Below are 13,323 nucleotides of genomic sequence, written 5' to 3'. Positions count from 1 at the left end.
CCTTGCCCGATGCCGCAAAGGAGGATGCCATGAAGTATTCCGTTTTTGCAGCAGCAGTCTTGAGCGCCTCGGCGGCCTACGCCGAGAAGCCCGAGTTGACTGTTTATACCTATGACAGCTTTGTGTCCGATTGGGGCCCTGGCCCTGCGGTGGAAGCGGCCTTTGAAGCCCAGTGTGGCTGTGATCTGAAATTGGTCGGGGCCGGAGATGGGGCGGCCTTGCTGGCCCGCATCAAGCTGGAAGGCGCGCGCTCTGACGCGGATGTGGTGCTGGGGCTGGATACCAATCTGACCGCTGCGGCAGCGGCGACCGGTCTTTTTGCCGAGCATGGGGTGACGGCTGAGTACAGCCTGCCGCTGGCCTGGGAGGATGCCACTTTTGCCCCCTATGACTGGGGCTACTTTGCCTTTGTTCATAATGCCGATGCCACTGTGCCGGGTGATTTCAAGGCGCTGGGCGCCAGTGATATGAAGATTGTCATTCAGGATCCGCGGTCCTCAACCCCTGGTCTGGGGCTGCTGATGTGGGTCAAGGCGGCCTATGGCGCGGAGGCTCCGGCGATCTGGGCAGATCTGGCGGATAATGTGGTCACCGTGACCAAAGGCTGGTCCGAAGCCTATGGCCTGTTTCTGGAGGGCGAGGCGGATATGGTGCTGTCCTATACCACATCGCCTGCCTACCACCTGATCGCCGAGGAGGATGGCTCAAAAGCGGCGGCCTCTTTTGCCGAAGGTCATTACATGCAGGTTGAGGTCGCCGGCATTCTGGCAGGCAGCGATCAGCCGGAACTGGCGCAGGAGTTCATGGGGTTTATGGTGTCTGAAGCCTTTCAGTCGATCATTCCGACGACCAATTGGATGTATCCGGCTGTGACACCTGCAGCGGGCCTGCCTGAGGGTTTTGAAACCCTGATCACACCTGCAAAATCGCTGCTGTTGTCGGCGGATGAGGCGGCAGAGATGCGCGATGGCGCATTGGCGGAATGGCTCGACGCGCTCAGCCAATAAGCGCGGTTTCCGGAAGGGGGGCCGCCTTTTTGGTGGCGGCCCTGATTCTGGGAACGCTGGTGGCGGTGGCCTTGCGGGCAGAGGCAGGGAGTGGTTTTGGCCCCTCTGACTGGGCGGCGCTTCGTTTTACGCTGATGCAGGCTCTGCTGTCGGCGGGGCTGAGCGTCGGGCTGGCCATCGGGGTGGCCCGGGCGCTGGCCCGCCGTCGCTTTCGGGGGCGGTCACTACTGATCGCGTTGTTGGGCGCGCCCTTTATCCTGCCGGTGATCGTGGCCATTCTGGGATTATTAGCGGTTTTTGGCCGCGCAGGCTGGATCAGTCAAATCCTGGTGTTCTTTGGGCTAGAACCCCTGCAGATCTATGGGCTGCATGGCGTGGTGCTGGCGCATGTGTTTTTTAACCTGCCGCTGGCGACACGGTTGATTCTGCAGGGTTGGCAGGAAATCCCGGCGGAGCGGTTTCGGCTGGCGGCGCAGTTGAATGCAGGTCCTGCTGCCATCTGGCAGTTGCTGGAAGCGCCCATGCTACGGCGCGTGGTTCCCGGTGCCCTGGCGGTGGTGTTTGCCATCTGCCTGTCGAGCTTTGCTGTGGCGTTGACCCTGGGAGGGGGCCCGCGGGCGACCACGATCGAGCTGGCGATCTATCAGGCCTTTCGTTTTGATTTTGATCTGGGCCGCGCTGCGCTGTTGTCGGCGGTGCAGCTGGGGTTGACCGGTGTGGCGGGGTTTGCGGCGTTGCGGGTTGCAGACAATGAAGGGGTCGGGGTCGGGTTGGACCGGGCTCTGCGGCGCTGGGATGGCGAGACGATGCTGGCGCGCTGTTTGGATGCGGGTTGGATTTTGTTTGCGACCCTGTTTCTGATCCTGCCGCTATCGGCGATGGCTGTTGCGGGAATATCCGGGATGTTTCTGCTGCAGGCTTCGGTCTGGGTGGCGGCGCTGACTTCAGTGCTCGTGGCGGCGGTGAGCACACTGCTATTGTTGATCTTGGCCCTGCCGATGGCGGCAGCTGTGGCCACGGGGCGCAGCACATTGATCGAGGTCGCAGGCATCCTGGGACTGGCGGCCTCGCCATTGGTGATTGGCACCGGATTGTTCATCGTGATCTATCCCTTTGCCGATCCCTTTGCATTGGCGTTGCCGGTCACGGCGCTGGTCAATGCGGTGATGGCGTTGCCCTTTGCGCTGCGCATTCTGGTGCCGCGCGCCCGTGAGGTCATGGCGCGCTACGGCAGGCTGGCGCTATCGCTGAATATGGCGGGCGGGCCGTTCTGGTGGTGGGTGTTCCTGCCGCGGATGCGGGCGCAGATCGGCTTTGCGGCCGGGTTGGCGGCGGCTCTGTCGATGGGAGATCTGGGCGTCATTACCCTATTTGCTGACCCAGAGGTGGCAACTCTGCCGTTGCAGGTCTACCGCCTGATGGGCGCCTATAGGATGGAGGCGGCGGCCGGGGCGGCGCTATTGCTGTTGATTCTGGCGATGGGCGCATTTTGGATTCTGGATCGCGGAGGCCGTTGGCATGCTGAGGCTTGAGAGCTGTGAAATAGAGAATGGCGGCTTTTCCCTCTCGGCGGACCTGCAGGTCGAAGCCGGAGCAAAACTGGCCATTATCGGCCCTTCGGGGGCGGGGAAGTCTACCTTGATCGAGGCGATTGCCGGCTTCTTGCCCCTGCGCGCGGGGCGGTTGTATTGGCAGGGGGATGATTTGACGGAGCGGGCGCCGGGCCAGCGGCCGGTGGCGATGCTGTTTCAGGATGGAAATCTGTTTCCCCATCTGACTGTGGCACAGAACGCGGGGCTGGGGCTGCGGGCCAATCTGCGTTTGTCCCGGCCCGAGCAGGACCAGGTGCAACAGGCGCTGAGCCGTGTGGGCCTGGGGGATCTGGCAGCCCGCAAACCAGCGGAACTCTCGGGGGGGCAACAAAGCCGGGTGGCTCTGGCGCGAGTGCTGTTGCAGCGCCGCGATATCCTGCTGCTGGATGAGCCCTTTGCCGCGCTTGGGCCAGCTTTGAAGAATGAAATGTTGGATCTGGTGGCAGAGATCGTCAGTGAAACAGGTGCCACTGTATTGATGGTCAGCCATGATCCCAGGGATGCGCGCCGTATTGCGGATCAGGTGATCTTGGTGGCTGAGGGCAGGGCGCAGCCACCGCTGGTTACGGCGGAGCTGTTGGACAACCCGCCACCAGTGTTAAAGGCTTATCTGGGGTAGGGCGGTGGGCTTGCAGGCCCACCACCGCCAGAAAGTTCTAGGCAACTGCAGCCAGTTTTTGCCGCGATTTGGCTATCATCAGTGCGGCCTGAGCAGCTTCGCGGCCTTTGTCGACAAAATGGGCGCGGTAGATGGCATTGTGATGATCCGTCTCTTGATACTGGTGCGGGGTCAGCGAGACAGAGAGCACTGGAACGCCGGTATCCAGCCCGACGCGCATCAGCCCGTCGACAACGGATTGGGCGACAAAATCGTGGCGGTAGATACCGCCGTCTACCACAAAGGCGGCGCAGGCCACGGCGGCATAGGTGCCGGTCTTGGCCAAATCCTGTGCCATCAGCGGCATCTCAAACGCGCCTGGCACGTCAAAGACATCAACCTGTTCGGCGGGGATAAGCTGGGTAAAGCCAAGCAGAGCCTGGTCAACGATATCGGCATGCCATTGGGCCTTGATAAAGGCGTAGCGGGTGTGTGTCATGGGTATCTCCTATAGGTTTGACACGTCACCCAAGGCGATAACGAACGGCACAACTGCACCCGGCCCAGGCCGAAAGCAATCCTGTCGCACGTTCTCTTCCATCCGGACTATGACCGTCGGCTCTGGAATCACACCAGATCTGCTGACACTTTTTTGTTTGCTCCACAGCACAGTCCAAAAACCGGTTCCCACTTTTCGGGCTGTGGAGGCGTAAAACGCAAAAGCCGCTCGCGGGCTCACGAAGGGAGGCCCCTCGCATACCGCCGGTGGGGAATTTCACCCCGCCCTGAGAACAGGGGGAGGTTTACAAGCTGTGGGGTGATTTTCAAGAGCCAGAGTCACCTTTGCCTAAAGGACGCCACGGGACAGAGCCGTCGGGCTGCTATTGGTTGGGTCAAAATGACTGAAATTGGGTCTTCCCTCTGCCTGGGCAAGAGAACAAAAGCAAAGGCGAGGAGAGAGACATGCACCCAAATCCCATTTTCCGCGCCGCGGACAGAGATCAGAACCTCGCCTATGCGCGCGACAGGGGCTTTGGTATTCTTGCGGTTTGCGATGGTGACCTGCCGCTGTTGAGCCATGTGCCCTTTGTTTTGTCAGAGGATGGCACCTGGGCCGATCTGCATCTGGTGCGCTCCAATCCCATTGTGCGGCTCTTGAAACCCGCAGGCCCGGCCAGGTTGGCGGTGAGCGGGCCGGATGGATATGTCTCGCCGGATTGGTACGGGCTGGAAGATCAGGTGCCGACCTGGAACTATATCGCAGTGCATCTGATGGGGGAGCTGGAGCTGCGTCCACAAGAGGAACTGCGGGACCTGCTGGAGCGGCAGTCTGACTTTTTTGAACAGCGCCTGGCGCCCAAGCCGGTTTGGCGCAGTGAAAAGATGGCGCCGGAAGCGCTGGATCGCATGATGCGGATGATCGTGCCTCTGCGTTTGAACGTGGCAGAGAGCAGCGGAACCTGGAAGCTGAGCCAGAATAAACCTGAGCCCGCACGTCGCGCGGTTTGTGACAGTATCGAACAGGGGAGCGGAGCCGACCTGTCCGGTCTCGCCCAGGCGATGCGGGATGCGCTGGACTAGGCGGCACATTCACCTGCGCCAATTCCACTCTGCCGCTACGCCGGGGTTTTCTTTCTACCGAGAGTGGCTAGGCTGCGCCTAAACTGAGAGGAACCCGCGATGAAATTGCACTATGCCCCGACCTCCCCCTTTGTGCGAAAGGTGATGGTCCTGCTGCACGAAACCGAAACCCTGGACAGTGTGGAGCTACACAATGTCGCAACCACCCCCTATGCGCCCAGTGCCGATGTGCGGGCCAGCAACCCCTTGGCCAAGATCCCGGCGTTGGAGCGAGGCGACGGGCCAGCCCTGTATGATAGCCGGGTGATCTGCGCCTATCTGGACGAACGTGCAGGGGCCGGGCTTTATGCGGCAGGTTGGGACACAAAGGTACTGGAGGCCACGGCCGATGGCATCATGGAGGCTGCGGTGCTCATGACCTATGAGATGCGTCTGCGCCCTGAGGACAAACAGTCGCCGGAGTGGATCAAGGCGCAACTGGGTAAGGTGCTGGGCGCCTGTTCGGCGCTGAATGCGCGCTGGATGAGTCACCTGCAAGGCCCGCTGGATATGGGCCAGATCGCGGTGGGCTGCGCCCTGGCCTATGTGGATTTTCGCCATCCAGATGCGGGTTGGCGCAGCGACAATGAGGCCCTGGCGGATTGGTTCGCAGCTTTCGAATCGCGCGCCTCTATGCAGGCGACTCGGCCGCCTGAGGGTTAATTCTTTCTTTATAACGCGGGGGCTGGAGCGGTTTCGCTGTGGTTTTGAGAGCGCCCATTCAAAGAAACTTGAAACTGGAGTGCCATGTGCGCCTTTGACCGCTGGACGAAAGCGCCTCACCCGGCTATGACCCGCGATGAGTCACCGCGTTTATCGTGGTGCATGCGCATGTTTGCCCTAAACGGGCGCTGGAAATGGAGAAAACCTCGTGTCCCACGCAGAAGACAACGAAGGAACCCGGAGAGATTTCCTCTACTACGCCACTGCCGGCGCCGGGGCAGTGACTGCGGGTGCCGCTGTATGGCCCCTGGTCAATCAGATGAACCCCTCGGCTGACGTCAAAGCTTTGTCCTCGATTCTCGTGGACATCAGCGGTGTAGAAGTTGGAACGCAGATCAGTGTGATGTTCCTGGGGAAACCCGTGTTCATTCGCCGCCGTACCCAGGCTGAGATCGACGAAGCGCGCGCAGTTGATGTCGCTGGTTTGATCGATACCGCATCCGAAAACCCCAATAAGCCAGGCACCGATGCCGCGGATGCGAACCGCGCCATGGATGAGAATGGCGAATGGTTGGTGATGATGGGTGTTTGTACCCACCTCGGCTGTGTGCCGCTTGGTGATGGTGCCGGCGACTTCAATGGCTGGTTCTGCCCCTGTCACGGGTCGCACTACGACACCGCTGGCCGGATCCGCAAAGGCCCCGCGCCTGAGAACCTGCACGTTCCCGTGGCCGAGTTCACTGACGCCAACACCATCAAACTGGGATAAGGAGGTACGCAATGTCTGGCATTCCGCACGATCATTACGAACCAAAGACTGGCGCAGAGAAATGGCTGCATAGCCGCCTGCCCATCGTCGGTCTGGTATATGACACCATCATGATCCCCACCCCCAAGAACCTGAACTGGTGGTGGATCTGGGGCATCGTTCTGGCTTTCTGCCTGGTGCTGCAAATTGTCACCGGCATCGTTCTGGTGATGCATTACACCCCGCATGTTGACCTGGCGTTCTCGAGCGTTGAGCACATCATGCGCGATGTGAATGGCGGCTATATGCTGCGCTACATTCACGCAAACGGCGCCTCGCTGTTCTTCGTGGCCGTTTACATCCACATTTTCCGCGGTCTCTTCTACGGCTCCTACAAGGCCCCACGTGAAGTCACCTGGATCATCGGCATGATCATCTACCTCTTGATGATGGCAACCGGTTTCATGGGCTATGTTCTGCCCTGGGGTCAGATGTCCTTCTGGGGTGCGACCGTGATCACCGGCCTCTTTGGCGCCATTCCTTTTGTTGGCGAAGCGCTGCAGACCTTCCTGCTGGGCGGACCTGCGGTGGATAACGCAACGCTGAACCGTTTCTTCTCGCTGCACTATCTGCTGCCATTTGTCATTGCGGCGCTGGTTGTGGTCCATATCTGGGCCTTCCACACCACCGGCAACAACAACCCAACCGGGGTTGATGTGCGCAAGGGCTCGAAAGAGGAAGCCGAAAAAGACACCCTGCCGTTCTGGCCCTACTTTGTGATCAAGGATTTCCTCGGCCTGGCCGTGGTTCTGGTGATCTTCTGGGCGATCGTTGGCTTTATGCCAAACTACCTGGGCCACCCCGATAACTATATCGAGGCCAACCCGCTGGTGACCCCTGCGCATATCGTTCCGGAATGGTACTTCCTGCCCTTCTACGCGATCCTGCGGGCCTTCACCTCGGAAGTCTGGGTCGTGCAGATTGCCTCCTTTGTGACCGGTGGCATCATCGACGCCAAGTTCTTTGGGGTTCTGGCGATGTTCGGTGCGATTGCCATCATGGCTCTGGTGCCATGGCTCGACACCTCGCGTGTGCGCTCTGGTCGCTATCGTCCGATGTTCAAATGGTGGTTCTATCTCTTGGTCTTTGACTTCTTTGCCCTGATGTGGCTGGGCGCGATGCCGGCGGAAGAGCCCTATGCATCGTTCTCGCTGATCGCATCGGCCTATTGGTTTGGCTACTTCCTGGTGATCCTGCCGATCCTGGGTGTGATCGAGAAGCCCCTGGCAGAGCCTGCTACAATCGAAGAAGATTTCGACGCTCACTACGGCGAGAAATCCGACGCAGCCACGCCTGCCGAGTAAGAGAGAAGGACAGCTCCCAATGTTGAAGACACTCGCAATCGGTGCCGCCTTCGCTCTGGCCCTTATCCCTGCTGCATCCAATGCGGCAGGTGGTAGCGGCCACGTCGAGGACTTCCAGTTCTCGTTCGAGGGACCATTTGGCGCCTATGACCAAAATCAGCTGCAACGTGGCTTGCAGATCTACACCGAGGTTTGTGCGGCCTGTCACGGGTTGAAGTTTGTGCCCCTGCGCACTCTGGCGGATGAGGGTGGCCCCGCGCTGCCCGCCGACCAAGTGCGTGCCTATGCGGCTGAGAACTTCACCGTCTATGACGCGGAACTGGATGAGGACGTGCCTGCCAAGCCGGTAGATCACTTCCCTGCCAATACCGCAGCTGGTGCACCTGACCTGAGCCTGATGGCCAAGGCGCGTGCCGGTTTCCACGGCCCCTATGGCTCCGGTATGAACCAGCTGTTCAAAGGCATCGGTGGCGCGGAATACATCGCCTCTTTGCTGGACGGTTATACCGGTGAGGAAAAGGAAGAAGCTGGCACCCTGTTTTATGAGAACACCGCCTTCCCAGGTGGCTGGATCTCGATGGCACCACCGCTGTCGGACGAGCAGGTTGAATTTGCCGATGGCCACGACAATTCCGTTAAGGCGATGTCGCAGGATGTTGCGGCTTTCCTGATGTGGACCGCTGAGCCCAAAATGATGGCGCGTAAGCAAACCGGTTTTGTTGGGGTTCTGATCCTGACAGTTTTGTCGGTTCTGCTTTATCTGACCAACAAACAGCTCTGGGCGCCGCACAAGGGCAAAAAATCCGCCTGATTGGCTGATTTCCCATGAACTAGAATTGGCCCCTGCAAGGTGACTTGCGGGGGCCTTTTTTGTTTTGCAGGCGTTGGGACAGTGGGGCGCTGCCCCTCTGCGCGCAAGGCGCGCATTCACCCCGGAATATTTGGGGAAAGATGATGAGGAAAAGGGCAGACTGTCAGGCAGTGAGCTGGGTGCCTTGCTGACCGAGAATGGTGGCGGTGACGATCTGGCCTTCTTCTTGCGGCGTGGCAAATTTCACTTCGCTAAATTGCTCGGTCCGGCCCATATGTGGGTTTTCCATCAGCACCTGATGGGTCTTGCCAATCTGTGCTGCCAGATGGGACTGTACCCGGGCCTCACCCGCGGCGCGCAGCCGGGCGGCGCGGGATTTGATCACTGTGCCATTGACCTGTTTGGGGATTTTGGCGGCCGGGGTGCCGGCCCGTTTGGAATAGGGGAAGACATGCAGCCAGGTGAGGTTGCAGTCGGTGACCAGTTTCAGCGAGTTTTCAAAATGCGCTTCGGTTTCGGTCGGAAAGCCGGCGATGATATCGGCGCCAAAGGTCATTTCGGGTCGCAGTTTGAGCGCCTCTTCGCAGAACCGGATGGCATCATCGCGCAGGTGACGCCGGGCCATGCGTTTGAGGATCATATCGTCGCCGTGTTGCAGCGATAGATGCAGATGTGGCATCAGGCGCGGCTCGGTGGCGATGGCCTGCATCAGGTTTTCATCCACTTCGATCGAATCAATCGAGGAAATGCGCAGCCGCGGCAGGTCCGGAACAAGTTTGAGGATCCGCATCACCAGATCGCCGAGCTTTGGCGTGGCGGGCAGATCAGCCCCCCAAGAGGTGAGGTCAACGCCTGTGAGCACCACCTCGTTGTAGCCCTTGTCGACCAGGCGTTTGATCTGATCGACCACTACACCTGCAGGCACAGAGCGGGAATTGCCGCGACCATAGGGGATGATGCAGAAGGTGCAGCGGTGATCGCAGCCGTTTTGCACCTGCACATAGGCGCGGCTGCGGGTGCCAAAACCGTCGATCAGGTGGCCGGCAGTTTCGGTCACGGACATGATGTCATCGACCTGGACCTTTTCGGTCTCTCCGATGAAGTTGGCCGCCATGCCGTTCCAGGTTTCCGGCTGCATCTTTTCGGTATTGCCAATGACGGTATCAACCTCTGCCATCTGGGCAAAGGTTTCCGGTTCAGTCTGGGCGGCGCAGCCCGTCACCACGATGCGGGCTTTGGGGTTGTCGCGGCGAAGGCGACGAATTTCCTGGCGTGATTTGCGCACGGCCTCGGCGGTGACGGCGCAGGTATTGACCACCACCAGATCCTCCAGCCCGGCCTGCTGCGACAGCTCCTTCATGGCTTCTGTCTCATAGGCGTTGAGACGACAGCCGAGGGTGGTGAACTTGGGCGCGGACATGGATCAGAGACTTTCGAGAAAGGCGGCGGTAAAGGTGCCGGAGAATACATGCATTGTCGGGCCGGTCATCCAGACGCCATCTTCGCGCCAGTCGATCCAAAGCGTGCCGCCATCCAGGTCGATCTGCACGCGGCGCCCGGTGAGCCCTCGGCGCGCGGCGGCCACTGCGGTGGCGCAGGAGGAGGAGCCAGAGGCCAGGGTGACGCCGACACCACGCTCCCAGACGCGCATGCGGATGTGATCGGGGCCAACCAGATGGGCCACCTGCACATTGGTGCGTTCAGGGTAGAGCGGGTGATGCTCATAACGGGGGCCAAAGTCCTGCAGTGGGACGGTCTCGGCATCCTCGACAAAGAAGGTGCAGTGGGGATTGCCCATACCGGTGGCTGTAGGGGCTCCCTCAATAGGCAGTTCCAGCGTGTCGATATCTTTAGCCAGGGGGACGTCATTCCAGAGGAGCTGCGGCTGCCCCATATTGACCGAGGTGAGGCCATCGCCGGCGTCGCGGGCAAAGAGGTCTCCGCGATCGGTGGTGAGATGCAGTTCGGCCTTGCCGCTTTCCTCCATCAGATGGCGGGCAATGCAGCGGGTGGCATTGCCACAGGCCGCCGAGGTAGAGCCATCGGCATTGTAGAATGTCAGATGCGCATCGCTGCGGCCCGTTTCGATCAGGGCAAGCTGATCAAAGCCCACGCCAAACTGGCGATGGGCGATTCCCTTAGCCAGGGTAGGGGTTATCTCCAGGTTTTGCGCCCGTGCATCGACAACGACAAAATCATTGCCAAGCCCGTGCATCTTCATGAAGGGGAAAAGGGGTTCTGAATGCGTGCTCATATTGGGCATATAGACCTGCGGTGAAAATGAATCCAGCCTGTGACGCATAAAGTTCAAAAAAGGGCTTGACCCTTTCCCGTCCTAACCGTAGACAGCCGCCAATCGAGACGGCAAAGACGATACGGACGCGCCAGACGATAGCAAATTAAGTGCTTGATCCTTATAGGAAATTCGCTTAGACTGCGCATATAAAGTGGGCCGTTAGCTCAGCTGGTAGAGCAACTGACTTTTAATCAGTAGGTCGATGGTTCGAACCCATCACGGCTCACCACTTTATCAAAGCCTTAGGCGGAAACGCCTGAGGCTTTCTATTTTCCAGCATCCATTTTTCACCGGGACAGGGCTTGGTGCGAATCTCTATTGGGGAAAGAGACCGCGCCTCAACGCCTGCCAGAGGCGGGGGCTGGTGGATCTTCCACTTGGGGCCGCCTGGCAATGGGCAGGTTGTGTTACGGTCTGTCCAGGGGCAGCGCGAACTGGGTCTTGCGGGCGGTGCCGCTGATCAGGTCAAAACTCTGGCCTAACCGGCGTTCGGCCAGGAGCACCACCTGGGCCGCAGCACGGGCGTCTTCGCCGGCATCATGGTGCTGAAAGGAGAGCCGGAGTTCCTGTTTCAGATTGCCCAGGCCATGGCCGCCGTTTCCTTTGAACTCGGGCCAGGCCTTGCGGGCGATTTTGACGCTGTCACTCCAGCTGAGGTCCGCATTGGGCAGGCGATAGGCGCGGCAGGCGGCCTCGATGGCGCGGCTGTCAAAACTGCTGTGTTGAACCAGATGGTGCAGCTGCAACAGAGGTTTGAGCATTTCCCAAGCCTCGGGGAAGCTGGGGGCTGAGGCAACAGTCTCTGCGTCGATCCCGTGCAATTCGGTGTTGAAGGGGGCAAAGCTCTGCTCGGGGTTCACATAGGTGGTATAGGTTTTGATGTGGTTGTCGCGGCGCACGCAAGCGATGCCGATCTGGCAAATGCTGGCGCTGTCCCGGCTGGCGGTTTCCACATCCAGCGCAATAAAACGAAAAGGGCCTTTGGGCGGGGTGGTCACAGTGGAATACGCGCTCACGTGGTGACCTCGTCAGTGCCAAGCCGGTTGGCCAACAGCTCCAGCAGCGTTTTGCAATACTGGCGCAGCGCTTCGATGTCGCGACTGCCGCGCGACTGCGCCCAGAGCCCCTGGAGTGATATCAGAGTAAAGCGGGCCAGGGCTTCTATTTCTGCCTCATCCAGCTTTTGATGTTTTTGGTTCTCTTGCCAGAGCGCCTGATACAGCCCCTTTTGCAGGCGTCTGCCATGGGCCTTGAGCCGCGCTAGGGTTTCCGTCTCCTCCGGGGTGACTTGGGCCAGGGTATTGAGCACCAGACAGCCGACATCCGGCCCGGGATGCGCGGCATTGCGGGCAAGCAATTTGTCGAGATATTGCCCCACTTCGGCAAGGCCGGCGCCCTTGGCTTCGACCCCCCCAAAGGCGGGGGTGACCACGGTCTCTTGGTAGCGGTCCAGACAGGCGTGAAACAGTGCCTCTTTGCCAGCAAAGTCACTGTAAAGACTGCCGCGGCCGACGCCGGTTTCACGCACCAGGTCGCCCATGGACACTCTGTGATAGCCCCGCTTCCAAAACAGCTTGAGAGCCGAATCCACCAGGGCGTGACGTGAGGGAGATTTTGCGCGGGCCATATCCATCCTTGTTCTGGAATGACCATTCCAATAGCCTTTTGCCAGGGAGATCATCAAGAGCGGAGAATGACAGATGGTGCAGAATTTTCGAGACAAAAAGAAGTTCGCCACCGTGCATGGCAAACAGATGGCCTATATTGAGGAGGGCGAAGGTGATCCCATTGTCTTTTTGCATGGCAATCCGACATCCTCATATCTGTGGCGCAATATCATGCCCCATCTCGTCGGGAGCGGGCGCCTGATCGCGCCGGATCTGATTGGGATGGGCGATTCGGAGAAGCTCGAAGAGAGCGGTCCGGATCGTTATACCTTTGTTGAACACCGCAAATATCTGTTTGCCTTGTTGGAGCAGTTGGGCGTGACGGAAAATGTCACCCTGGTGATCCATGACTGGGGCTCTGGCTTGGGCTTTCACTGGGCGCATATGCACCCGGAGGCGCTGCGCGGCATCGCCTTTATGGAGGGTATCGTGGCGCCTGTGCCGGGTTGGGACAGCTTTCCCGAAGCGCCCCGCGCGATGTTCCAGAGCCTGCGCTCTGAGGCGGGCGAAGAGATGGTGCTAGAGAAGAACCTCTTTGTCGAAGCAATCCTGCCCGGCTCAATCCTGCGTAGGCTCTCCGAAGAAGAGATGGCGGAGTACCGCCGCCCCTTTGTCTCCGCTGGCGAAGACCGTCGCCCTACCCTGACCTGGCCCCGGCAAATCCCGATTGGGGGTGAGCCGGCCGATGTGACCGAAATCGTCGGGGCCTATTCCGCCTGGCTGCGCGAAACGCCCGTCCCAAAACTGTTTGTCAATGCCGAGCCGGGGGCGCTTATCGCCGGCCCAGTGCGGGACTTTGTGCGCAGCTTCCCCAACCTCGCAGAGGTCACCGTGGCGGGTACGCATTTCATCCAAGAGGATTCCCCGGATGAAATCGGCCAGGCCCTCAAAGACTGGCATTCCCGACTTTAGGAGGTTTGGGGTTAAATCATGCCAAAACCGCATGAGTCACGCCGT

Annotated in this window: 14 protein-coding genes, 1 tRNA gene and 1 riboswitch; of the genes, 10 read left to right on the top strand and 5 right to left on the bottom strand. The window is 59.7% G+C overall.

Translation table 11 applies throughout. The features are described from left to right. Nucleotides 1-29 precede the first annotated feature (29 nt). Genes thiB through AN476_RS12060 form a run of 3 tightly spaced genes read left to right on the top strand, consistent with a single transcriptional unit; the run spans nucleotide 30 to nucleotide 3,218 of the window. Entirely contained in the window at nucleotides 30-1,007 is a 978-nt protein-coding gene (thiB, locus tag AN476_RS12070) for a thiamine ABC transporter substrate binding subunit (protein WP_054461836.1), read from the top strand. Continuing rightward, complete coding sequence (locus tag AN476_RS12065) at nucleotides 983-2,539, top strand: thiamine/thiamine pyrophosphate ABC transporter permease ThiP (protein ID WP_054461835.1); 1,557 nt, start codon at nucleotides 983-985, stop codon at nucleotides 2,537-2,539. Before thiB ends, AN476_RS12065 begins: the two co-directional genes overlap by 25 nt. Further along, nucleotides 2,526-3,218, top strand: coding sequence for an ATP-binding cassette domain-containing protein (locus AN476_RS12060; protein ID WP_054461834.1), 693 nt, complete (start codon nucleotides 2,526-2,528; stop codon nucleotides 3,216-3,218). The genes AN476_RS12065 and AN476_RS12060 overlap by 14 nt, the downstream gene beginning before the upstream one ends. Before the next feature lie 37 nt (nucleotides 3,219-3,255). Here AN476_RS12060 and AN476_RS12055 read toward each other — a convergent pair whose 3' ends face one another. Further along, nucleotides 3,256-3,696, bottom strand: coding sequence for a 6,7-dimethyl-8-ribityllumazine synthase (locus AN476_RS12055; RefSeq protein WP_054461833.1), 441 nt, complete (start codon nucleotides 3,694-3,696; stop codon nucleotides 3,256-3,258). 86 nt (nucleotides 3,697-3,782) lie between these two features. Beyond that, a riboswitch (FMN riboswitch) is annotated at nucleotides 3,783-3,994 on the bottom strand. A 166-nt stretch (nucleotides 3,995-4,160) separates the two neighbouring features. On the opposite strand from AN476_RS12055, the gene AN476_RS12050 reads away from it, so the two are divergent. The 5 genes from AN476_RS12050 to AN476_RS12030 all read left to right on the top strand — a co-directional run bounded on the left by AN476_RS12050 (nucleotide 4,161) and on the right by AN476_RS12030 (nucleotide 8,403). After that, nucleotides 4,161-4,778, top strand: a complete 618-nt coding sequence (locus AN476_RS12050; protein WP_054461832.1) for an FMN-binding negative transcriptional regulator — start codon at nucleotides 4,161-4,163, stop codon at nucleotides 4,776-4,778. Between the two features lie 99 nt (nucleotides 4,779-4,877). After that, nucleotides 4,878-5,480, top strand: coding sequence for a glutathione S-transferase (locus tag AN476_RS12045; RefSeq protein ID WP_054461831.1), 603 nt, complete (start codon nucleotides 4,878-4,880; stop codon nucleotides 5,478-5,480). Nucleotides 5,481-5,688: 208 nt separating this feature from the next. Beyond that, nucleotides 5,689-6,249 (top strand): ubiquinol-cytochrome c reductase iron-sulfur subunit, encoded by a 561-nt coding sequence (petA, locus tag AN476_RS12040; RefSeq protein WP_054461830.1) that lies wholly within the window; start codon nucleotides 5,689-5,691, stop codon nucleotides 6,247-6,249. A gap of 11 nt (nucleotides 6,250-6,260) precedes the next feature. Continuing rightward, nucleotides 6,261-7,592, top strand: coding sequence for a cytochrome b (gene petB, locus AN476_RS12035; protein WP_054461829.1), 1,332 nt, complete (start codon nucleotides 6,261-6,263; stop codon nucleotides 7,590-7,592). A 19-nt stretch (nucleotides 7,593-7,611) separates the two neighbouring features. Next, nucleotides 7,612-8,403 (top strand): cytochrome c1, encoded by a 792-nt coding sequence (locus AN476_RS12030; RefSeq protein ID WP_054461828.1) that lies wholly within the window; start codon nucleotides 7,612-7,614, stop codon nucleotides 8,401-8,403. Between the two features lie 163 nt (nucleotides 8,404-8,566). On the opposite strand, the gene mtaB is transcribed toward AN476_RS12030, so the two are convergent. Together mtaB and dapF are read right to left on the bottom strand one after the other, a co-directional pair. Then, a complete protein-coding gene (gene mtaB, locus AN476_RS12025) occupies nucleotides 8,567-9,823 on the bottom strand; it encodes a tRNA (N(6)-L-threonylcarbamoyladenosine(37)-C(2))-methylthiotransferase MtaB (RefSeq protein ID WP_054461827.1) in 1,257 nt (418 codons plus the stop codon). A gap of 3 nt (nucleotides 9,824-9,826) precedes the next feature. Continuing rightward, nucleotides 9,827-10,666: a diaminopimelate epimerase gene (dapF, locus tag AN476_RS12020; RefSeq protein WP_054461881.1), complete on the bottom strand. Its 840-nt coding sequence runs from the start codon at nucleotides 10,664-10,666 to the stop codon at nucleotides 9,827-9,829. Between the two features lie 186 nt (nucleotides 10,667-10,852). On the opposite strand from dapF, the gene AN476_RS12015 reads away from it, so the two are divergent. Next, nucleotides 10,853-10,928, top strand: a tRNA-Lys gene (locus tag AN476_RS12015). A gap of 178 nt (nucleotides 10,929-11,106) precedes the next feature. Here the strand turns inward: AN476_RS12015 and AN476_RS12010 are convergent. Further along, complete coding sequence (locus tag AN476_RS12010; protein ID WP_054461826.1) at nucleotides 11,107-11,715, bottom strand: 3'-5' exonuclease; 609 nt, start codon at nucleotides 11,713-11,715, stop codon at nucleotides 11,107-11,109. After that, nucleotides 11,712-12,326 (bottom strand): TetR/AcrR family transcriptional regulator, encoded by a 615-nt coding sequence (locus AN476_RS12005; RefSeq protein ID WP_253279893.1) that lies wholly within the window; start codon nucleotides 12,324-12,326, stop codon nucleotides 11,712-11,714. The genes AN476_RS12010 and AN476_RS12005 overlap by 4 nt, the downstream gene beginning before the upstream one ends. A 73-nt stretch (nucleotides 12,327-12,399) precedes the next feature. Here AN476_RS12005 and AN476_RS12000 point away from each other — a divergent pair, with 73 nt between their 5' ends. Continuing rightward, entirely contained in the window at nucleotides 12,400-13,278 is an 879-nt protein-coding gene (locus AN476_RS12000) for a haloalkane dehalogenase (protein WP_054461824.1), read from the top strand. Nucleotides 13,279-13,323: the final 45 nt, after the last annotated feature.

This window comes from Phaeobacter sp. 11ANDIMAR09, assembly GCF_001294455.1.
Lineage (GTDB): Bacteria > Pseudomonadota > Alphaproteobacteria > Rhodobacterales > Rhodobacteraceae > Pseudophaeobacter.
This window is presented reverse-complemented; position numbering and strand designations above follow the sequence as displayed.